This window comes from Bacillus sp. JJ1474 (assembly GCF_036965225.1).
Classification (GTDB): domain Bacteria; phylum Bacillota; class Bacilli; order Bacillales; family Cytobacillaceae; genus Cytobacillus.
Genome location: NZ_JBALPC010000029.1, coordinates 33,359 through 55,474 on the forward strand (window position 1 = coordinate 33,359; position 22,116 = coordinate 55,474).

Here is a 22,116-nt window from a genome sequence, read left to right on the forward strand (position 1 = left end):
GTTGCCATAAAATCATTCATTTATAAAGGGGCAGTGACAATGAGAATTTACACGCGTACAGGTGATAAAGGGAAAACAAGCATTATCGGCGGAAGAGTGGATAAGGATGATATTCGGGTTGAAACGTACGGAACGGTTGATGAAGTGAACTGCTTTGTTGGTCAGGCAATGGCACAGCTGGAACAAGACAAATTTAAGGATATTTTGAATGACTTGGAAAAAATCCAGCATGAATTATTTGACTGTGGCGGCGACCTAGCGAATGTTAAGAAAGATCGTGAGCTAAAGCTACAAAAGGAATCCGTTGAATACTTGGAGAAGAAGATTGATGAATTAATTGAAGAGGCACCTAAGTTAGAGAGATTTATTTTACCAGGAGGAACACCTGCTGCAGCATCGATCCATATTGCTCGAACGGTAACGAGAAGAGCGGAGAGATTAGTCGTTTCTTTAAAAAAGGCAGACCCTGAAATTCCAGAGGCAGCCCAGCAGTATTTAAATAGATTATCAGATTATTTCTTTGCGTTGGCCAGGGTCATCAATTTCCGCTTGAATGAAAAGGATGTTGAATATATCCGAAGTGCGAAGGTTTTTCGTGAAGGGAAACGCAAGGAGGATAAATAAATGAAAAGCATGAAAATGGCTTTAATTGCTTTATTAGTGGCATTGACAGCCATTGGTGCAGCCATTAAGATTCCTGCGATTATCGGCAGCGTGGCATTGGATGCATTTCCTGCGCTGCTTGCCGCGGCCATAATAGGTGGTCCTTCGGGTGCTGTCGTTGGGGCTATGGGGCATTTGCTGTCAGCTTTGCTAGGCGGGATGCCGATGGGGCCGTTTCATGGAATTGTTGCTGTTGAGATGGCCATCCTAGCCTACGTATTTGCCATTCTTTACCGAAAAGGGATGAAGTGGCAGGCAGGTATGTTCTTTATTCTTGGCAATTCGTTTGCCGCGCCGCTTCCATTTATGTTTTTAATTAGTGAAGCATTTTATTTGTCTATTGTGCCGTCTCTTTTAATTGGCTCTGCCTTGAATACAGTCCTGGCCTTCATTCTAATTCCGAGACTAGCCCGATTGGTCGAGCCTATGCTCTCTAGAGTGAGAACATACGAATGAGGGATGTGCTGATCATCCCTTTTAATGGGGAAGAATCTCTTGTCATGGCTAGTGATAATAGCGGAGGGATTGGATTAAAGGAGATGGATGAAGTCCAAGTTCCTTATGAGACGGTAGCTTATTATAGCTTCCGAGTAGCGGTTATGGAGTGTATGGCAGCAGGGGGTAAGCCCTTTGCCGTTACGGTACAGAATTTTTGTGGAGAACATGCTTGGAACCTATTAATGGACGGTATTAATCGAGGGATTGAAGAGCTCGGTTTAGAGGGGATTCAGATTAATGGCAGTACGGAAAGTAACTTTTCGCTAGTACAGTCAGCAGTTGGGTTAACTGTTCTTGGAAAGGTGAAGAACGATACTGTTGATCATAGTTTGAAGTTTTCAGAGGAGACGATGGTTGCGGTTATTGGTAAGCCATTGGTTGGAAATGAGGTTGTCGAGTTAGAAGCGGAAGTCGCGCCTCTATCTTTATTTAAGCAATTTTGTTTATTGGAGGGTGTCATCCTGTTGCCTGTAGGCTCGAAAGGGATTCTCTATGAAATGAACCAATTGTTTGTGAATCGGACATTTAGGGAGACTGAGATAGCTGCCGATTTAGATGTGAAAAAATCATCGGGACCGTCCACTTGTTTTCTGGCTGCTTTTAGCCAAGAGAAAAAGGAAGATATCAAGGCCGCGGCTGGTCCATATTTTCATAAAGTTGAAGTGATCAAATGTTAAATTTATTTGTGATTAGACACGGGGAAACGGAATGGAATACGCAAAAAAGGATGCAGGGGCGGCTAGATTCTGATTTGACAGAAAAGGGCAAGAAAGACGCGCGATCATTGGGAGATAGACTAAGGGAGACAGATTTCGTGCGGATTATTTCCTCCCCTAGCAATCGAACATTAGAAACAGCTAAGTTAGTTGTTGGGGAAAGAGCAGTGGCTATTGAAACAGATGAAAGATTGATGGAGATCCATTTGGGAGATTGGCAGGGGAAAGTGGAAGCGGATATTGAGAAGGAATATCCAAATCATTTTCATGCTTACTGGAATTTGCCGGCTTTGTATGAAAGTGTGGGTGGAGAGAGCTTTTCTGATGTGAAAGAGCGTATACTTGAGTTTTTATTAGAGCTAGAAAAAGCCACTCCTTCTGGAAATGTTCTCGTTGTTACACATGGAGTCGTGATCAAAGCACTTTATCTTTTATGCAGAAATGCCCCTATTGAAGAAATTTGGAACCCCCCTTTCATCCATGGAACGAGTCTTACAACGATTAAGATTCAGCATGGAAAAATGGAATTAATTTTGGAAGGCTGTACAGCACATTGCGACTAGACTTGCTTATTAGTAAGTCTAGTTTTTTGTTCTTTTAGGGGGAGTTGTCGAACTCAGCAGAACTGGTACTTATTTCTAGGTTAATTGTGACCGTTAGGAGTGAAAAAGGAATCGAACGGTAATCAAAGAGGACTAATGGTGACCGAGCGGATTGAAAAAGGCCAGGATCGGTAATCAAAGAGGACAAATGGTGACCGAACGGGTTGAAACAGGCCAGGATCGGTAATCAAAGAGCGCTAATGATGACCGATCGGGGTGGAAAAGGTATGAAGCGGTAATCAACGAGTGTTAATGGTGCCCGAACGGGTTGAAAAAGGCCAGGAACGGTAACCAAAGAGGACTAATGGTGCCCGAACGGGTTGAAAAAGGCCTGGATTCGGTAATCAAAGAGCACTAATGGTGACCGGTCGGAGTGAAAAAAGGAAAAAACGGGAATCATAGCTTATTAATTCAGCCATTACCTTTTTTTCAGCTTTATCCACTCGTATATCACATGTAAATAAAAAGGGAATTGGCTCATACGTAGAGAATTTTAAGAAAGTATTGAAAAAAATAAAGCGGGTGAGTTCATGAATCTAAAGTTAGGGTATGTCATTTTATATGTTGAAAATCTTGATAAAACAAAACATTTTTACGAAAACTTATTAGGTTTAGAGCTAATGAATGAATTTGGAACTTATATAGAATTTAACACAGGATCTACAGTTCTATCTTTTAACACAAGAGAAGGGGGACGTGAGGTTACAAGTCTTCCGATTCCAAATGGTATTAGAAAGGAACAAACCTTTGAACTCGGATTTGTTACGGAGGACGTAGAGGGAGTTGTTGAAGGCCTTCGTGAAGAAGGGGTATCCATCCTTATGGAACCGGTTGAAAAGCCTTGGGGTCAAAAAGTTGCATATGTCGAGGATCCTGATGGACATTATATTGAGATTTGTTCTCCGATAGGGTGAGAGGAGACTAATCAAACGATTAATTAAACTAATCAAACGATTAATTAAAATTAATCAAACGTTTAATTAAGGTCAACCATGGGGTTAAATCAAACTAATCAAACGATTAATTAAAACTAAATGAGAGATTTCGCCCGCCAGCAAAATGGTGGGTTTTTCTTTATTAAAATAATTTTTTTCTAACCATCTAAAAAACGAGATTATTAGTGAATATTAAAGATCCAGCCCTATTTAAACGCTTCCGCTTATATTGCAGTTTCTAAATATATGGTAAGATGGTTTTTGTTTTTAACGGCCCTGACTTCGATGAGAGTTCGAAGTCGCTTTATTCAAAACAAGTTCCGAATGCAAATAAGTGTATAAGGTTCAAAAAAAGGAGTGTTTATTTGAAAGTACAAACAACTAAAGAACAATGGTTCGGCAATATTCGCGGAGATATTCTTTCTGGGATTGTCGTTGCCTTAGCTCTAATACCTGAGGCGATTGCTTTCTCAATAATTGCTGGGGTCGATCCTATGGTTGGACTTTATGCTTCCTTCTGTATCGCTGTTACGATTGCAATATTTGGAGGCAGACCAGGGATGATCTCTGCTGCAACAGGGGCAATGGCATTGCTAATGGTTACACTTGTTGCGGATCATGGTTTACAGTATTTATTTGCTGCGACCATTTTAACGGGAATATTCCAAATTTTATTTGGTGTTCTTAAGTTAGCCCGTTTTATGAAATTTATTCCGAGATCGGTAATGATTGGCTTTGTTAATGCGTTAGCGATCTTGATTTTTATGGCTCAGCTAGAGCAATTTGTTGGAGCCAATTGGGTAATGTATGCAATGGTTGCTGGAGCACTTGCCATCATCTATCTTTTTCCGAGAATGACTAAGGTTGTTCCTTCTCCACTAGTGGCAATAATAGTTATTACAATCATTGCCATTATGACGAAGAGTGATGTCAGAACGGTAGGAGATATGGGAGCCCTTAGCTCATCTCTGCCTGCTTTTTTAATCCCGGATGTTCCCTTCAATTTTGAAACGTTAAAAATTATTTTTCCCTATTCAATTGGCTTAGCTATTGTTGGTTTAATAGAAACATTACTAACTGCTACTATCGTAGATGACATGACAGATACTGCTAGTGATAAAAACCGCGAAAGCCGCGGACAGGGAATTGCGAATATTGTCGCTGGCCTTTTTGGCGGAATGGCTGGATGTGCCATGATTGGCCAATCCGTTATCAATGTTAAATCTGGCGGTAGAGGAAGACTTTCAGCTCTTGTTGCAGGGACGTTCTTAATGTTCCTTATTTTAGTTTTAGGAAAAGTGGTTGTTCAAATCCCAATGGCGGCTCTTGTAGGCGTCATGATTATGGTATCTATTGGAACGTTCGATTGGTCTTCTATTAAAGGAATGGCAAAGATGCCTGCCACGGACTCGATTGTAATGGTTACTACAGTCGTAACGGTTGTATTTACTCATAATTTATCAATCGGAGTATTTGCAGGAATTATTTTAAGTGCGATTTTCTTCGTAGCAAAAATTTCAAAAGTCTATGTTACTTCAAAAGTAGTTGGGGATAAGAAAGTTTACGCTGTAAAGGGGCAGGTTTTCTTTGCCTCTGTAAATGAATTGCTTTCTTATATCGATTTTAGCAGCAACGATCAGAATGTAGAAATTGATTTTAGTGAAGCGCATGTGTGGGATGATTCAGCTGTAGCAGCTATTGATAAAATTGTTATAAAGTTGCGGGAAAATGGGGCATCCGTTCGGCTTGTTGGGTTAAATGCTCCAAGTTCTCATTTAATAGACCGTTTGGCTATTCATCAAAAGCATGGGGCGAAACTATCAGAACACTAAAGGTAATAAAAAACTGGGACTGTCCAAAGTCAATTAACCTGACTTTGGACAGTCCCTTTTGCTTTAGGTATATAAAATGATATCAAATTTCACACCATCTTCCACTTGCAATTACTATTTTGATAGTTTCCTATGTTTTAACTTAATCAAATGTGGGATGTAAATGGTTTGTAAATTGAAGTTTACAAAGGATTAGTGTTTGAAGGGTTTTTGCTTAATATTTGTTTTGTATATTTATATTGTAAAACAAAACAAAAACAAACATCTCAGGAGGAAAATGACCATGTCTTGGACTCGTAATTGGAAAAAAGGAATCATCGGTGTAATGACTATTTCTATGTTAGCAGCTTGTTCCTCAAACAATAGCAATAATGATTTAAGCGCAGGAGAAGAAACAGATTATAACCAATTGACATTGGCTCAAATAGAAGAAAAAGCAAAAGCAGAAGGTAAAGTAAATTCAGTTGGGATGCCAGATACTTGGGCAAACTGGGTGGAAACATGGGATGAGTTGGGAGCAAAGTATAATTTGCAACATTCGGATACAGATATGTCTAGTGCTGAAGAGCTAGCGAAATTTGCAGCAGAAAAGAAAGATGCAACAGCTGACATTGGTGATGTTGGAATTGCCTTTGGACCGATAGCAGAGGAGCAAGATTTGACGCTTGCTTATAAAACATCTTACTGGGATGACATTCCAGCTTGGGCAAAAGATGATAATGGAGACTGGATTGTTGGATATACAGGCACGATGTCTTTTATTACCGATAAAAATAATGTGAAAAATGCACCTGCGTCTTGGGCAGATCTGAAAAATGGCAATTACAAAGTTAGCATAGGGGATGCCCTAACAGCAAACCAAGCACAATTTGCTATTCTAGCAGCTGCCTATGCATTCGGCGGAGACGAAAAGAATATTCAGCCAGGTATTGATTTCTTTGCAGAATTAGCGAAACAAGGCCGATTATCTGCTGGGGATCCAAGTGTAGCTAATCTTGAAAAAGGTGAAATTGATGTTGCTTTAGTTTGGGATTTTAACGCACTGGGCTATCGTAAACAAATTGATGAAGCGCGTTTTGACGTAACGATTCCAGGAGAGGCTTCTGTTACATCTGGTTATGCCACTATTCTTAACAAGTACGCAAAAAATCCTCATGCGGCGATGTTAGCTCGTGAATACATTCTTTCTGATGAGGGGCAAGAAAATTTAGCAAAAGGATATGCTCGTCCAATTCGTGAAAACGTTAAGTTATCAAAAGAAGTTCAATCTCTTTTATTACCAAATGAAATGTATAAAAATGCTCAACCAGTGAGCGATCAAAAAGCTTGGGAAGACACAACAAAAAAGATTCCGCAAATGTGGCAAGAACAGGTGTTAATCCATGTCAAATAATCGTTTAATCATGATCGTTGTGGATGCGTTACGTTTTGATACGGCATGTTCACATATGGGATTTATGCAGCATTTGGTTGAACAAGGAAGGGTCGCGCGTTATGAAGTGAAATCGGAAGTCCCTTCGCTATCTCGACCTTTATACGAAACTATTTTAACTGGAACATCACCTTTCGTTCATGGCATTGTCGGGAATGGAGTCATTCGATTATCGACGCAAGAAAGTCTATTTCATTTAGCAAGACGCAGCGGGAAGAAAACCGCTGCAGCTGCTTATTATTGGGTAAGCGAACTTTATAGTCATGCGCCTTTTCGACATGGTATCGATCGAATTCAATTGGACAAGGATGCACCTATTGAAAATGGACTGTTTTATTTTGAAGATCATTACCCAGATAGTCACTTATTTGCCGAAGCTCAATGGCTTGTTTCAGAAAAAAATCCGGATTTTCTCTATATTCATCCGATGAATGTAGATGATGATGGACATAAATTTACAGCCGATTCGGTTCAATATCGAAATCGCGTTTTGGCTACAGATGCCCTATTGGCACAGACGTTGCCTATTTGGATGGACCTTGGTTATGACATCATCGTAACAGCTGACCATGGGATGACGGCTGATGGGAATCATGGTGGGAATACAACGGATGATCGTCATGTTCCGCTATTTATTGCCTCTAATAAAGTGAAACCGATTATTCAAGAGCAGGTCGTTTCACAGCTGCAATTGGCGCCACTTGCCTGTCATTTACTTGGAATCGATCCCTCTGAAGCAATGGTTCCTCTGCTCATGCCGGGTCTAGTCGATCAATAATGTGAAAGAAACTTCTATCACTGGGGGTTTCTAACATAATGGACATGGCGTTTCTTCATCGGCCATCCCCCCATTGATGGTTAGTTACTAATCTGCGATAAAAAGGGAGACAACATGATTATGAATGGAAAAAAAAGCGTACTTCTTATATTAGTTCCGTTCGCTTTATTGATGACGTTCTTTTTTCTCGTCCCGCTCGTTTACATGTTGGTAAGCAGTTTTTCTAATAGTCATGGGTTTACGTTAGAACATTATCAAGAAGCGTTATCAAGCTCTTATATTTTACAAGGGTTTAAAAATAGTTTCGCTTTGTCTGTCGTTTCAGCATTCATTGCCCTCGTTGTTTCTTTACTTGGGGTGTTTGCGATGACATATTTTCCCGAACAAATCCGCGAAAGGTTATTGATTTTGTCCAATTTAACCTCTAACTTTGCAGGTGTTCCGCTTGCTTTTGCATTTATTGTGTTGCTTGGAAATAGCGGTCTTTTTACATTAGCACTTCATTCGTTTGGCTGGGACCTATCCTTTTCGCTTTATAGTTGGTCAGGGCTTTTACTCATCTATATTTATTTTCAACTTCCTCTGGCAATTATGCTTTTATATCCGATTTATTACGGAATACAGCAGCAGTGGAAAGATGCCGCTTCTTTATTAGGCGCTTCACCGCTTGTATTTTGGAGAAAAATCGGTCTTCCTATTATCTTTCCAGGTATTGCAGGAACGTTTACCATTTTGTTCGCCAATGCGATGGGTGCCTATGCATCTGCTTATGCTTTAACGGGGAGTAATTTTAACTTAGCGGCTATTCGGATCGGGGCATTGATTACAGGAGATATCTTTGCTCAACCAGAATTAGCGAGCGCTATTGCCGTTCTGCTTGGTATGATCATGATAATTGTTATGTCGCTTAGTGAATGGCTTGTCAAAAAAACGAGAAGGGATTTGTTGAAGCGATGAAAAAATTTACAATCATTATGCTCACCCTGATCGGAATATATTTAGCTTTGCCAATTCTCGCAACAGCTTTGTATGCATTTTCAACAGAATGGAATAAAACCATTTTACCTGAAGGCTTAACGTTCGAATGGATTAGTATGCTCTTTCAAGATGCTCGCTTTATCGAGGCGTTCGGCCGATCTGTACTTCTTTCTGGAGGAGCAGTTATCATTTCGATCTTGTTTATTGTACCGGCGATTTTCGTAATCGTCTTATATTTTCCATCATTAGAAAAGTGGTTTCAAGCAAGTATTGTGATGGTGTACGCCTTCCCAGGTGTTATTCTAGCAGTTGGATTAATTCGATTTTATTCAGGCACAAGTTTGCCAATGATACTCGCTGTAGTCGGAGTATATGTCATCAGTGTGCTCCCATATATGTACCAAGGAACACGAAATAGCTTGAGGAATGTGCAAGGCCGTCAATTAATGGATGCGGCAGAATTATTAGGTGCTTCAAAAATGGACGCTTTCCGTAAAGTGCTGCTTCCAGCAGTATATCCAGGGTTATTCGTATCAGCACTGTTATCGTTTTCCGTATTATTTGGCGAATTTGTTTTGATTAACCTTGTGGTTGGTTCTCGCTTTGAAACCGTTCAAATCTATTTAATGGCGAAATTAAGTACAAGCGGTCATATTGCGAGTGCAATTGTGCTCGTATACATCGTGTTAATGGGGATTTTGACGATGGTGATGGCGGTATTAACGAATAAAGCGAAAGGGATGACACGTGCATGAGTCATGTATTGTTAAAAGACGTCCATAAACAATATCGAGATACAAATGTTCTGACTGGAATTGATATGAATATTCAAGATGGTGAATTTGTTACGCTACTTGGACCAAGTGGCTGTGGGAAAAGTACAATCTTGCGAATATTATCCGGTCTAACAGATGCAACCGGCGGTACGGTGATGATCGATGGAAAAGACATGAAGAACATTCCGCCCAAAAAGCGCAAAGTGGGGATGGTATTTCAATCATACGCATTATTTCCGAATATGACAGTGTTTGAAAATGTTGCATTTGGTTTAAAAATGAACAAAAAACCAGTAAATGAAGTAGAAGAACGTGTAGAAAGAATGTTAGAGCTCGTTGGTCTGCAAGAAAAGAAAAAGGCGTATCCGCATGAGCTTTCCGGCGGTCAGCAACAACGGGTTGCACTTGCTCGCTCACTCGTTGTTCGTCCGAAAGTATTGTTGCTTGATGAACCGTTAAGTGCGCTTGATGCACAAATACGGAAGCATTTGCAAGTCGAACTGCGCATGATTCAACGGGAACTGAATATGACGATGATTCTTGTTACACATGACCAAGAAGAAGCAATGTCTGTTTCTGATCGCATTTTCGTCATGAATAAGGGGAAAATTGCGCAAGAAGGAACACCATCTGAAATTTATACAAGGCCTAAAACGGAATTTGTTGCCAACTTTATTGGCAGATATAATGTTTTTTCAAAGGAGCAACTAGGAAGTTTGTTTGAGAAAAATTTAGCGATGTCTGCTGATAAATACGCGATTCGCCCAGAATCGATTCATATACAATCACAACCCTCCTCTTACCCATTACGAGCAATTGCCGGTGATTCAGTTATGAATGGAAATGTGATCCGGACAACATTTTATGCCAATGACAAGCAATTTACGACGGAACAATTGCATCACCGTGCCCCTACTTTTGTGCAAGGGATGGAATATCAATTATTTGTCGAACCAGAGGATGTTATTGCTTTATCATGAATGAAATAAAGGAAGAACGACATCGTTTAATTATTCAATGGGTGAAAGAGGAGAAGCGTGTATCCGTTGCAAAAATGGCGACAGCGTTTTCTGTGACGCCAGAAACGATTCGCCGAGACTTGAACGAGCTAGAGAAGCTTGAACAGTTAACTCGAGTACATGGGGGCGCTGTCCTGTATACAAAACTAGAAGAAGAACAAGCCTTTTTACGAAAGCTTGATATCAATCGGATCGAAAAAGTACAAATTGCTTTAGAAGCGATATCACGTATTGAAGATGGAGATACGATTGCGATCGATGTTGGGACGACAACGGTTCATATTGCTGATTTCATTCAAAATTTGCAGAATTTAACCATTGTAACGAATTCAATTGCTGCAGCCGATCGGTTTAATCAAGCGATTGAAGAAAAGCGAGTGACTGGAAAGGTTATCATGCTAGGTGGGGTGTCGAATCCCGCGCAATCCTCAGTCTCAGGTGCTATGACACTCGAATGGCTAAGTCATATGCATATGGATAAAGCGTTTATTTCCTGTGGTGGAATGGTTGCAGATACAATCTATGATTATGATTTAGATGAATCGCTCGTTTCAGCGAAAATGATGGCTTGCAGTAAGAAATGTATTTTGCTCGCGGATTCATCGAAAATAGGTGTTCCTTCATTTTTTTCTTTCGCTCAGGCGGGCCAATTCGATGAAGTTATAAGTGATCAGCTATGTCCGAAAGAATGGAAAGAATCGTACACGAAATGGACAATCGCAAAGGGGAGTCAAGTGGAATGTTAATCGATTATCACGTACATCTAGAAGAAGGACCATATTCGTTTAGCTGGCTTGAACGAACGGCGAAAGCTCTTGGATATTTTCAACCAATTGAATTACTTGAACGTGGGTCGAAAGCAAAGATTGAATACGAAATGAATCAGCTGCACAAACGATTGAATGCTGGCTGCTATAGTCAAGAATGGTTGGATTTATATTTGAAAAAAGCAAAGGAAGTCGGTTTGAAGGAAGTTGGCATTGTCGATCATTTGTATCGCTTTCAAGAAACGAAGAATTATTTTGAAACCGCGTTGAATTTAGACCCATCTCATTCAATTGGTGCATTGCAGTCATACTGGTTGAAAAGTGTCATGACGGAAAAGATGGACGAATTCGTAGAAGCTATTTTAATAGCAAAAAAGCGCTGGGAAAATGAAGGTGTCTCATTAAAGTTAGGCATTGAAGCGGATTATTTTGTCGGGCAAGAGCAGGAGCTTGCAGCCCTTTTAGAAGGAAAACCATGGGATTATGTGATCGGTTCTGTTCATTTTGTAGATGGATGGGGATTTGATAATCCACAAACCGTATCTCACTTTGAAAAGCAAGATTTAACCAAGTTATATACACGTTTTTATGAAACCGTTGAAAAAATGATTCGGTCAAAGATGTTTGATTTTGTTGCCCATTTAGATAATTTAAAAGTATTTAATTTCAAAGTAAACAATGAATCATTTAATCAAGAATGGTATGAACGTATAGCAGATGCACTATTAGAAACGAATACGGCTACAGAAGTGAATGCGGGTCTATATTATCGCTATCCAGTTAAGGAGATGTGTCCATCCGTAGATTTCCTAAAGACAATCGTCAAGAAAGGTGTGCCCATTACTCTTTCTTCTGATTCACACTTTCCAGACGATCTTGGTAAATATGTTGCAGAAAACAAGTCATTATTGCAGCAATTAGGTGCTCCAAAGCTAGCAACCTTTAAGCAAAGAGAAAGAATCATGGTACAGATCCAGTAAAAGGGGTCTGTTTTTTTTGATAAGAGGGAATTACTATCTTATAAAAAAATACCGAAATTTCATTATTTAATAAACTATTTTTAATTAAATTGAAATAATAAAATAGTTTTTTGTAATTCTTTTTTGAGATAAAATTAACTGTGCAAAGCTTGTAAAAACAAAATTTAGTTTCCACGCATGATGTTTTTACATACATATAAAGTAATGGGCGAATGTTTGAAAAATATTCCTCAATAAATCACACCTTAATCACTCCCTTTCTTAATTCACAAAGTGGTAAAATAGGAAAGTGATTGAGAATGGAGGTTCACATTATTTATGAAAACGAAAGTTGGACTATTATACGGCGGGAAATCTGCTGAACATGAAGTTTCTATGCAAACAGCTATGGCTGTCCTAAAGGCTTTGGATCAAGAGAAGTTTGAAGTTTATCCCATATATATATCAAAAGATGGCGGTTGGAATAAAGGACCACAGTTAACAGGACCTGTTACAAATGTGAAGGAGCTGGCGTTTTCCAACTTGGATGCACTGCCTCCAACTGCTTTAGCTCCTGCATTGTTTAAGGCTGCAGAAGATGAAAAAAGCTCATTTGATGTAATTTTCCCGCTGCTGCACGGACCGAATGGAGAAGATGGTACAGTTCAAGGGCTGCTTGAGCTTCTCAATCTTCCTTATGTAGGAAATGGTGTTTTGTCCTCTTCAGCAGGCATGGATAAGGTAATCATGAAAAATATCTTTGCTCAAGCTGGTCTTCCACAAGTAAAATACTGTTGGTTTATTCGTAGTGAATGGGAAAAGTCGAATGAGGCTGCTTATCAAAAAGTAGAAGATGAACTAGGCTATCCATGCTTCGTCAAGCCGGCCAACCTTGGTTCAAGTGTCGGTATTAGTAAGTGTACAAATAGATCGGAACTTGAAAAAGCCTTTGCTGAAGCATTCCAATTTGACCGTAAGATCATTATCGAAGAGGGAGTGACAGCAAGAGAAATTGAAGCGGGTGTTCTTGGAAATGATGATCCTGAATGCTCGGTTGCCGGTGAAATTGTGCCGAAGAAAGAATTCTATGATTATAAGGCAAAATACGAAGATGGAAACACAGCTCTTATTATTCCTGCAGAAATTACAAATTCTGAGTATAATCAGCTAAAGGAAATGGCCATTCGGGCATTTAAAGCGCTAGATTGTTCCGGACTTGTAAGAGCGGACTTCTTTTTAACAAGGGAAGGGAAATGGTATATCAATGAGGTCAATACAATGCCTGGATTTACACCATTTAGCATGTTCCCTCTTCTTTGGAAGCATACTGGGGTCGAGTATCCTCAGCTTATCGAGCGCCTTGTGAATTTAGCTATTGAAAGACATGCGGAAAAGCAGAATATTAAATATACGATGGAATAATTGTGCGAGAGCATATAGGGACACGGCGATTTGCCGTGTTTCTTCAATGAATAATGTGTTTGGGGATATTCGCAGTCTATATGGAGGTAACCGATGATAATAAAAACTGTTAAAGAAATTTCCGAGATGATTAAGATTGATAATGAAATTTCCCGTTTTCAGGATACTGTCATAAGCGGTGTCAGCATTGATACAAGGAAAATACAGACTGGCAATTTATTTGTTCCTTTTAAAGGTGAGAATCAAGATGGCCATCGATTTGTGGAGGAGGCTATTAAAAAGGGTGCCGCGGCAGCCCTTTGGCAAAAGGATGTTCCAAATCCTCCATTACATTTGCCAGTTTTAATAGTAGAAAATACACTGCTGGCTTTACAGGAGCTTGCAAGAAATTACCGGCACACGCTCGGCGTTCGCATTGTTGGAGTAACGGGCAGCAATGGGAAAACAACAACAAAGGACATGACTGCTAATCTGCTGTCAATCAATTATAAAGTCCAAAAAACAGAAGGAAATTTTAATAATGAAATTGGTTTGCCCTTAACGATACTTGATCTTGATCAGGATACGGAGATTGCTGTCCTTGAGATGGGGATGAGCAGTAGAGGGGAAATCGATTTTCTAACGCGTTTGGCTGAGCCTGAGGCTGCGATTATTACGAATATCGGTGAGTCGCACCTGCTCGATCTTGGGTCAAGAGAGGGAATAGCAGAAGCTAAGCTGGAAATTATTAATGGACTGCAGGAAAATGGGGTAATTACTTATTATGGTGATGAACCTCTGCTGGATGAAAAGCTATCTAACTATAAAGGCAATATTAAGATTAGAACATTTGGAAGAAGCGGTATGAATGATATATACCCAGTAGAGATAGAACAAAATGATACCGGAAGCACTTTCAAAACAAATGTTGCGGATATAGAGTTTAAACTTCCGGTTCTTGGGACCCATAATGTATTAAATGCACTGGCAGCAATGACTGTTGCTTGTCATTTTGGGGTTCCATTCGAACGAATGAATGAAGGCTTCTCGAAGCTGAAACTAACAAATATGAGAACCGAGCTTTTACAAGGCAAAAAAGGTGAAAAAATTATCAATGATGCTTATAATGCTAGCCCAACCTCCATGCATGCAGCGATCGAACTCCTTTCCCATCTCCCAGGGTACAAAAATAAAATTCTTGTTCTTGGTGATATGCTTGAATTAGGGCCACAAGAAAAGGAGTATCATTTAAAAATGGGTGAATCCATTGAACCTGAAAAAATCGGCTATGTGTTTACGTTCGGAAAGCTGGGCGAATGGATTGCAGAAGGGGCCAAAACGAAATTGCCTGCAGATCGGGTTTTCGCATTTGCCGAAAAACAGCCTCTCATTGAAAAACTTGAAAAGCTTGTTGATAAGGAAACGATTGTATTAGTAAAGGCGTCTAGAGGCATGCAGCTAGAAAGTATTGTTGCAGCACTCCAATAGTGGGAGAGATTATAGCGTTTTGGTTTCCGCTTATTGCAAATACTCGTTTGAGCGGAAACCATATCACATTAAAAAGGAAAAATCCCTGTTCCAAGCGAAACGGGGATTTTTCCTTTTTACAACCCAATCCTTATTAATTGAAAAATGAATCAACACGATCAAAATTCCAGATACAATAAAAGAAACGATAAATTCCTTCCCCATATGAAACTCCCCTTTACTTCACTTTTATCTCTTATACAAATGAAGAAGGTGAATGGTTCAAGAAATCAACAAATCAAGTTTAACATAGCTAATAATCTTAATATAACCTTTACAAAATATAAACGCTGTTTCAGGTTTTTTACATTATAATTATTAAGCTTAACTAATGAATTACCGATGAAATAACAGGGTGTCTCTCCTGGTATATTTTATTAAAGTCTTATTCATCAGTACAACTTTCCAAATATGTTTCGGATAATTTCATCTATAGGGGGAACATGAATTGATTGGTATTCCATTCAAGTCNNCTTTAATAGCAAATGAAAAAGGAGCTCTGCGTTTTTTAAAAAGAAGGAATATAGAACAAGCAGAGGATCAAGAGGTATCATTTAACAAAAATAGTTTTGTTAGCAGCACTATTGATGAATTAAAAAACAGTAAAGAATATTCTCAACTATTATTTATAGGATTGTCAGACACGGATATTGAGAATCTTGTACAGATTCGTCCTATTATTGAAAAAAATGCTGAGGATATAGTTGATAACTTTTATTTGAAAGTACAAGCAATGCCTAATTTGTTTGACATTATCCAACAGCATTCATCAATTGACCGTTTAAAACAAGCGTTTGTACAGTATTTACTTGATATGGTCTCAGGGGAAATTGGAGAAAAATATGTGAACCGGCGGAAGAGTATTGGCCGTGTTCATAACCGGATAGGCTTATTTCCACAATGGTATTTAGGTGCTTACACACTACTTCAAAACGAAATCCTTTCTGTGTTAATGAAGGAAATCCATTCAAGTGAAAAGGTATTTACATACTATTCTTCATTTCAGCGGCTCTGTTCCTTTGACATGCAGATAGCAATAGAAACCTATATAGAATCGTATACTTCATCGATGATGAAGCTGGGTGAAATTGGAGAGTTTCAAGCCAGCTTAAAAGATTCCTCTGCAACTTTGGCGGCAAGTGTTGAAGAAACAACATCCACCATTGCTGATAAGGAAATTGTTGTGGAGCAAATGCGTGAAGAAATACTTGAGATTCAAGTTTCCTCTAAGCACATGATTACACATGTAGAGGAAGGCAAGCAAGATGCATCAAATGCCTTATCTAAAGTTGATCGAGTTGTCGAATTAATTGATACAACGAAAGCGCTAGCCAAGGAGCTCAGTGAAAGTTCAGCACAAATCGGACAGATAGTTAATTCAATCCGGGGGATATCTAACCAAACGAATATACTTTCATTAAATGCGGCAATTGAAGCGGCCCGAGCAGGAGTACATGGAAAAGGATTTTCAATTGTAGCACAGGAAGTAAGGAAGTTGGCTCATCAAACAGAAGACGCTCTTGATCACATCCAAGGACAAATTAAAGCGACACAGATAACGATTGAAAAATTTGAAAATAGCTTTCAATATATTGTGGGAGAAATACATATGTTCAGGGATGCTAGCGACAATATTATTAAGATTTTAGAAAAATCCGTTGACAGTGTACAATTGACAGACAAAAGAATCGGTCATTTCAGTGATTATGTGAACGAATTCAAAAAGGCGTTTGCTGATATTTCGATTGCTTCACAAGAAATTGCCAAAATGGCTGAACAATTGAGTGGAATGAATCATGAATTAGCTGATAAGTTTAACAGCTAAAATAGGATTTTATTGTAAACCTTTGTGCAAGTGCGTAAGGCTTGCTTTTATTTCATTAATATTTGCCAAAGCAAAAATCAGCATGGCTCCGAGAAATAGGTGTAAAATATGATTATCTACATTTTGGCTGGTGGTGATTTTTGTGATTGGATGTTTATGTATTCATGGCTTTACGGGAGCACCTTTTGAAGTAGAGCCGCTTGTATCCTATTTAAAGAAACGGACCAATTGGGAAATTGCAGTTCCGACACTTCCAGGGCATGGAGATACGTTAAGCTTAAAAGGGATTGAATATAAAAATTGGATCGAACATGCTGAACAGGCATTGCAGCAGCTTATTGAGAAGTGTGAAACTGTGTATGTCATTGGCTTTTCAATGGGCGGTCTGATTGCGAGTTACTTAGCTGTCCACTATCCTGTGACAAAGCTCGTGTTACTTAGTGCAGCGGCCTATTATGTAAATCCTAAGCAGCTGCTCTTAGATATTGGTGAGATGGCAAAAGACGCTTTTCGCGGTCGATTAACAGAAAATGAAATGTTTATGAGATATAAAAGAAAAATATTAGCTACTCCTATTACGGCTACGCTCCAATTTCGAAGACTTGTTGCTGCAATCAGACCGATTTTAGGAAAGATTGAAATCCCAACCCTTATCGCCCAAGGGGAGTGTGATGGTGTTGTTCCGCCAAAGAGTGCACAATATTTATACCACAGGATTGGGACCTCGGCGAAGAAGCTCATTTATCTTAAAGAGTCAAAACATCTCATTTGCCATTGTGAGGAAAGAGAAAATCTTTTTTCCGAAATTTATCACTTTCTATTGAAGAGAGAACCTGCTTAAAAAGGGTTCTCTTTTCTGCATTCATTGCAAACACCTTTATAAAATGATAAAATTATCAACAAAGTGCCAAAAGGAACTTCTCATGAAACCTGGACATACTCCTATTGGAGAATGTCTTTTTTCACTTTCAAGTAGGATTAATTGAATGTGAATATATACAGAAATTAGATTAGTTTTTTTTAGAAGGAGAGAAAACAGTGACAAAGTTTCAAGATCTGGGAATTAGCCCTGCAACGATGAAATCCCTGAAGCGAATGGGATTTGAAGAAGCTACACCAATTCAAGCGCAAACGATCCCGTTAAGCTTAGAAAATAAAGATTTAATCGGACAAGCACAAACGGGTACAGGAAAAACGGCAGCGTTTGGAATACCGATGATTGATAAAATAGATTATGAAAAAGATGTCATCCAAGGAATTATTATTGCTCCTACACGCGAGCTAGCAATTCAAGTATCTGAAGAATTATATAAAATCGGCTATGGAAAAAGAACGAAAGTATTAGCCATTTATGGCGGTCAAGATATTAACCGTCAAATCCGCGCTTTGAAAAACCGTCCACATATAATTGTGGGAACTCCTGGCCGAATATTGGATCATATTAACCGGAAAACATTGCATCTTGAAAATGTTCAAACTGCTATTCTAGATGAGGCAGATGAAATGTTGAATATGGGCTTTATTGAGGACATTGAAGCGATTCTTGCTCAAATTCCGGAGGAGCGCCAAACGTTGTTGTTCTCAGCAACGATGCCGCCTCCAATTCAAAGAATGGCTGAACGGTTTATGAAGGACCCGCAGATTGTACGTGTGAAGACAAAAGAGGTAACAGTTCCTTTAATTGAACAATACTATCTGGAAGTACAGGAAAGAAGCAAATTTGATATTTTGACAAGACTTCTGGATATTCAATCGCCAGAGCTCGCTATCGTGTTCGGACGGACAAAACGCCGTGTTGATGAGCTTGCAGAAGCATTAAACCTAAGAGGCTATAACGCGGAAGGCATTCACGGGGACTTAAGCCAGGCGAAACGCATTTCAGTTCTAAGGAAATTTAAAGAGGGCTCAATTGATGTTCTTGTTGCGACTGATGTAGCAGCCCGCGGATTGGACATCTCTGGAGTTACTCATGTATATAACTTTGATATTCCGCAGGACCCTGAAAGCTATGTACACCGAATTGGACGTACAGGACGTGCAGGGAAGTCGGGAGTGGCAATGACCTTTATTACGCCAAGAGAAAAGTCTTACTTGCAGGTCGTTGAAAGAACAACAAAAAGAAAAATAGAAAAAATGAAGCCGCCAACATTAGATGAGGCTCTTGAAGGACAGCAAAAAGCGGTTGTAGAGCGTATTCTGCAATCGGTGGAATCGAACAATCTTCAATACTATAAGCAGGCAGCAGAAGAATTACTAGAGCAGCAGGATGCAACGATTATTGTTCAGGCCGTACTAAAAATGCTGACGAAGGAACCTGACACAACTCCTGTTAAGTTAACGGAAGAAAAGCCAATGCCTGCAAAAAGGGAGCGCAGACAAGACGATCGCAGCAAATCTTACGGAGGCCAAAGAGGAAGACAGAGCGCGCCAGTAAGATCTCGCCAAGGATCTTCAGGAAAACGCTACAGCAATAATGGCAGCAATCGAAGCAATTTTAATAATTACCGTTAAGTTAGAAGAGAGCAATGCTCTCTTCTTCTTTTTTAAGGATTAAGCTTTTGTCATGTTTAAATCCCACGCGATTCCATAAGCATCCTTCACTTTTGCATATTTCGCTCCCCAAAAAGTATCTTGAAGCTCCATTAAAACTGAACCTTTATTACTTAAGCGGTCATAAACCTTTTGGATTTCATCTTCTGAATCGAACTCAAGAACTAACGAAATCTGATTGCCAATTTGAACATCGCCATCTGAAAAGGAATCGGAAGCCATAAAGAATAAATCATCTTTTTTAAATTGTGCATGCATGATTCGGTTGTCTGCATCTGGCGGAGTTGGGTAATCCGCATCGCCAAAGGTTTGTAAATTTAAAATCTCACCTTCGAATACTTCTTTATAATATTCAAGTGCTTCCCTTGCATTTCCGTTGAAAAATAAATAGGGTGTAGCTTGACCTTTCATAAATTTCACTCCTAAAATTTTGTCCAATACCATATTTCCCATTATAAAGAATGTTTAATCAGAGGCAAAGAACAAGTGTTCGACAAATGAGGAAGTTATTCATTTCAAGTTAGATAATTTTAGATTTTGAATCCTATTTAGTACTATTAACGTAATGATACTTAGCTCTAAGTTTAGGAGGTACCATATGGTTTTAGAACCGCAAAGAAGGATATCCGAAAGAGGATTAACAGTCTGGAGGATTTCCGGTGCAATTCATTCGTTTTTTTCATTATTGCTAGCTGGAGGGGTTATTGCTCTTACCATAATATTTAATTGGCCAATGTGGATGATTGCCGTTGCCCTTATATTATTTGCTATCGATATGTATTTAGTGATTATGCTCATCCCTACTTTGAGATGGAAGCGTTGGCGGTATGAGGTAAGGGAAAATGAAATCGAACTTCAGCATGGAGTGTTCGTCATCAAAAGGACTCTCGTGCCGATGATTAGAGTTCAGCATGTTGATACCCGGCAAGGGCCGATTTTGCGAAAATACGGTTTAGCCACTGTGGCCATTTCAACTGCTGCGACTGTACATGAAATTCCGGCTTTGGATATGGATGAGGCGGAGGAGCTAAGATTTTTCATTTCTAAGCTGGCAAGGGTGGCTGATGAAGATGTCTGAGCCAAGAAGACTGCACCCGATTTCAGCAGTTGTAAATTTTTTAAAGCAATTGAAAGATTTAATTATTCCATTTCTTGTTTTTGTTGTTTTTGGAAGCAGGGATGGGAGTATTCAACTTATTATTTCAGTTGTTATTATCGTTTTCATCTTAATCGCTGGAATCATATCCTGGCTGAGATTCACGTACCGGCTAGAAGAGGGAGAGCTCAGGATAGAGTACGGTGTATTTGTTAGAAAGAAAAGATATATTCCACTTGATCGCATTCAGAGTCTTGATTTATCGGAAGGGATATTACATCGTCCATTTGGTCTTGTAAGAGTGAAGGTGGAAACGGCCGGTTCAAGCAGCAAAGGGGAAGCTGAAGCTGTGTTAACCGCCATTTCAAAGGAAGAGGCAAATCAAATTCAGCACATTCTTTTTTTCGCAAAAAATGAAAAAAAGGAAACCGATGCAGAGGTGTCTTTTGAAGACACTCAAGAGAAAATACTTTATAAAATTACCCCGGGTGAGCTCCTGCTTATGGCGTCTACCTCTGGAGGAGTCGGTGTTGTTTTTTCCGCGTGTTTTGCTTTCGTTTTCCAATTTGAAGAAATGATCCCTTATGAAAGACTGTTTAACGGGTTGGAGGATGTGATTTCAAACGGGGTCCTTTTTATAAGCATTCTAGTGTTTATAGGGTTTTTGATTGCGTGGGTGGCTGCGTTAGTAGGGACTATGGTAAAGTATGCTGGTTTTACAGTAAAGAACGTAGGAGAGGACCTTATCATAACGAGAGGACTTTTAGAGAAGCGTCAGATTACGATCCCTCTGCACCGGATTCAAGCCATTCGGATATCAGAAAATTTAATTAGACAGCCTCTTGGATTTGGAACCGTATTTTTAGAAAGTGCCGGCGGGTCTGCTATTGATCAGGAAAGTGCGCGGGTCATGATACTTCCAATTATCAAAAAAGAACGCATTGCCAACATATTAACTCCTTATTTAAATGATTATTCATTTGAGTCTGTTATCGAATCTGCACCGAGCCGGGCATTAAAACGGTATATGTTTAGAGGGCTTCTGTATAGCTTACCGATAGCAGCAGTACCCGTCATCTTTTTTAGACCTTGGGGGTATTTGGCCCTGTTGTTCGTTCTCCTATCCATTGCTTGGGCGTTTGTTAAGTATAAAGATGCGGGCTGGGGAATTGATGAATTACAGTTGAATTTAAGATATCGTGCAGTAAATAAAACAACAGTTTTTATGAAAAGAAATCGAATTCAGTCCTTGAATATAAAAGAAAGCTATTTTCAAAGAGGGAAAGAGCTAGGGACTGTTACTGCAGTAGTTATGTCTGGTTCAGGCGGAACAGGCGGTACGGTTGTAGATTTGGAGAAACAGGATATAAATGATATTTATAAATGGTATTCCTATACGAAATTAAGCGCCGATTAGGCGCTTTTCGTATTTAAAAATTTAGAATTTTAACCGATAGTAATAATGGACTAGTTTTCTTTATGGTGCTTAACCCTCTTTCGAGTGAGCTTTACCCAATTCTCGGCTATTGAGGGGAAGGTTGAAAGGCGTTCTATTGAAGGTGGTCGAATTGGATAATTGTGACTCAGGAGGGATTTTATTTGTTTACGACTAAGAAGAGAAATATTCAATTGACAGAAGAAAACACAGAATTAAAAAATCGCTTGAAGGTTATTTTTGAAAAGGCACAGCAAAATGAAGAGTATCTTAACGATTTCATTGAGGGCTTTAATAGTGAATTAACAATTGCCATTGAACAGCATG

Annotated in this window: 22 protein-coding genes; 20 read left to right on the forward strand and 2 right to left on the reverse strand. The window is 39.3% G+C overall.

The genetic code is table 11. From position 1 onward, the window contains the following. The first annotated feature begins 39 nt into the window (after positions 1 to 39). The 15 genes from V7164_RS04695 (at position 40) to V7164_RS04765 (ending at position 14,844) form a co-directional block, all read left to right on the forward strand. Positions 40 to 624: a cob(I)yrinic acid a,c-diamide adenosyltransferase gene (locus V7164_RS04695; protein WP_335344656.1), complete on the forward strand. Its 585-nt coding sequence runs from the start codon at positions 40 to 42 to the stop codon at positions 622 to 624. After that, entirely contained in the window at positions 625 to 1,119 is a 495-nt protein-coding gene (locus tag V7164_RS04700; protein WP_335344655.1) for an ECF transporter S component, read from the forward strand. Continuing rightward, a complete protein-coding gene (locus V7164_RS04705; RefSeq protein ID WP_335344654.1) occupies positions 1,116 to 1,838 on the forward strand; it encodes an ATP-binding protein in 723 nt (240 codons plus the stop codon). Before V7164_RS04700 ends, V7164_RS04705 begins: the two co-directional genes overlap by 4 nt. Continuing rightward, a complete protein-coding gene (locus V7164_RS04710; RefSeq protein WP_335353497.1) occupies positions 1,832 to 2,440 on the forward strand; it encodes a histidine phosphatase family protein in 609 nt (202 codons plus the stop codon). The genes V7164_RS04705 and V7164_RS04710 overlap by 7 nt, the downstream gene beginning before the upstream one ends. Positions 2,441 to 3,009: 569 nt before the next feature. Further along, positions 3,010 to 3,393, forward strand: coding sequence for a VOC family protein (locus V7164_RS04715; RefSeq protein WP_335344652.1), 384 nt, complete (start codon positions 3,010 to 3,012; stop codon positions 3,391 to 3,393). 386 nt (positions 3,394 to 3,779) lie between these two features. Further along, entirely contained in the window at positions 3,780 to 5,246 is a 1,467-nt protein-coding gene (locus V7164_RS04720) for a SulP family inorganic anion transporter (protein ID WP_335344651.1), read from the forward strand. A gap of 337 nt (positions 5,247 to 5,583) precedes the next feature. Next, positions 5,584 to 6,639 (forward strand): ABC transporter substrate-binding protein, encoded by a 1,056-nt coding sequence (locus V7164_RS04725; protein ID WP_438824086.1) that lies wholly within the window; start codon positions 5,584 to 5,586, stop codon positions 6,637 to 6,639. Beyond that, positions 6,629 to 7,456, forward strand: coding sequence for an alkaline phosphatase family protein (locus tag V7164_RS04730; protein WP_335344649.1), 828 nt, complete (start codon positions 6,629 to 6,631; stop codon positions 7,454 to 7,456). Before V7164_RS04725 ends, V7164_RS04730 begins: the two co-directional genes overlap by 11 nt. Positions 7,457 to 7,576: 120 nt before the next feature. After that, the gene (locus tag V7164_RS04735; RefSeq protein ID WP_335344648.1) at positions 7,577 to 8,413 is read left to right on the forward strand and encodes an ABC transporter permease; all 837 of its coding nucleotides are present in this window, start codon (positions 7,577 to 7,579) and stop codon (positions 8,411 to 8,413) included. Continuing rightward, entirely contained in the window at positions 8,410 to 9,189 is a 780-nt protein-coding gene (locus V7164_RS04740) for an ABC transporter permease (protein ID WP_335344647.1), read from the forward strand. Before V7164_RS04735 ends, V7164_RS04740 begins: the two co-directional genes overlap by 4 nt. Beyond that, on the forward strand, positions 9,186 to 10,190 hold the full coding sequence (locus V7164_RS04745; RefSeq protein WP_335344646.1) for an ABC transporter ATP-binding protein: 1,005 nt from the start codon (positions 9,186 to 9,188) through the stop codon (positions 10,188 to 10,190). The genes V7164_RS04740 and V7164_RS04745 overlap by 4 nt, the downstream gene beginning before the upstream one ends. Then, complete coding sequence (locus V7164_RS04750; RefSeq protein WP_335344645.1) at positions 10,187 to 10,975, forward strand: DeoR/GlpR family DNA-binding transcription regulator; 789 nt, start codon at positions 10,187 to 10,189, stop codon at positions 10,973 to 10,975. The genes V7164_RS04745 and V7164_RS04750 overlap by 4 nt, the downstream gene beginning before the upstream one ends. Then, positions 10,969 to 11,976 carry a histidinol phosphate phosphatase domain-containing protein gene (locus tag V7164_RS04755; RefSeq protein WP_335344644.1) on the forward strand — a complete coding sequence of 336 codons (1,008 nt, stop codon included), beginning with the start codon at positions 10,969 to 10,971 and terminating at the stop codon, positions 11,974 to 11,976. Before V7164_RS04750 ends, V7164_RS04755 begins: the two co-directional genes overlap by 7 nt. 318 nt (positions 11,977 to 12,294) lie before the next feature. After that, positions 12,295 to 13,377, forward strand: coding sequence for a D-alanine--D-alanine ligase (locus tag V7164_RS04760; RefSeq protein ID WP_335344643.1), 1,083 nt, complete (start codon positions 12,295 to 12,297; stop codon positions 13,375 to 13,377). Between the two features lie 93 nt (positions 13,378 to 13,470). Then, positions 13,471 to 14,844, forward strand: coding sequence for a UDP-N-acetylmuramoyl-tripeptide--D-alanyl-D-alanine ligase (locus V7164_RS04765; protein ID WP_335344642.1), 1,374 nt, complete (start codon positions 13,471 to 13,473; stop codon positions 14,842 to 14,844). 63 nt (positions 14,845 to 14,907) lie between these two features. On the opposite strand, the gene V7164_RS04770 is transcribed toward V7164_RS04765, so the two are convergent. Beyond that, positions 14,908 to 15,048 carry a hypothetical protein gene (locus V7164_RS04770; RefSeq protein WP_335353498.1) on the reverse strand — a complete coding sequence of 47 codons (141 nt, stop codon included), beginning with the start codon at positions 15,046 to 15,048 and terminating at the stop codon, positions 14,908 to 14,910. Between the two features lie 283 nt (positions 15,049 to 15,331). Between V7164_RS04770 and V7164_RS04775 the strand changes: the two genes are divergently transcribed. From V7164_RS04775 to V7164_RS04785, 3 genes are all read left to right on the forward strand, one after another. Further along, complete coding sequence (locus V7164_RS04775; RefSeq protein ID WP_335353499.1) at positions 15,332 to 16,708, forward strand: globin-coupled sensor protein; 1,377 nt, start codon at positions 15,332 to 15,334, stop codon at positions 16,706 to 16,708. 142 nt (positions 16,709 to 16,850) lie between these two features. Continuing rightward, positions 16,851 to 17,549: an alpha/beta hydrolase gene (locus tag V7164_RS04780; RefSeq protein ID WP_335348143.1), complete on the forward strand. Its 699-nt coding sequence runs from the start codon at positions 16,851 to 16,853 to the stop codon at positions 17,547 to 17,549. 197 nt (positions 17,550 to 17,746) lie between these two features. After that, positions 17,747 to 19,219, forward strand: coding sequence for a DEAD/DEAH box helicase (locus V7164_RS04785; RefSeq protein WP_335348144.1), 1,473 nt, complete (start codon positions 17,747 to 17,749; stop codon positions 19,217 to 19,219). Between the two features lie 39 nt (positions 19,220 to 19,258). Here the strand turns inward: V7164_RS04785 and V7164_RS04790 are convergent, their stop codons facing one another. After that, positions 19,259 to 19,669: a VOC family protein gene (locus V7164_RS04790; RefSeq protein ID WP_335348145.1), complete on the reverse strand. Its 411-nt coding sequence runs from the start codon at positions 19,667 to 19,669 to the stop codon at positions 19,259 to 19,261. A 187-nt stretch (positions 19,670 to 19,856) separates the two neighbouring features. Between V7164_RS04790 and V7164_RS04795 the strand changes: the two genes are divergently transcribed. Next, entirely contained in the window at positions 19,857 to 20,336 is a 480-nt protein-coding gene (locus V7164_RS04795; protein WP_335353500.1) for a PH domain-containing protein, read from the forward strand. After that, positions 20,329 to 21,771: a PH domain-containing protein gene (locus V7164_RS04800; protein ID WP_335345502.1), complete on the forward strand. Its 1,443-nt coding sequence runs from the start codon at positions 20,329 to 20,331 to the stop codon at positions 21,769 to 21,771. The genes V7164_RS04795 and V7164_RS04800 overlap by 8 nt, the downstream gene beginning before the upstream one ends. Positions 21,772 to 22,116: the final 345 nt, after the last annotated feature.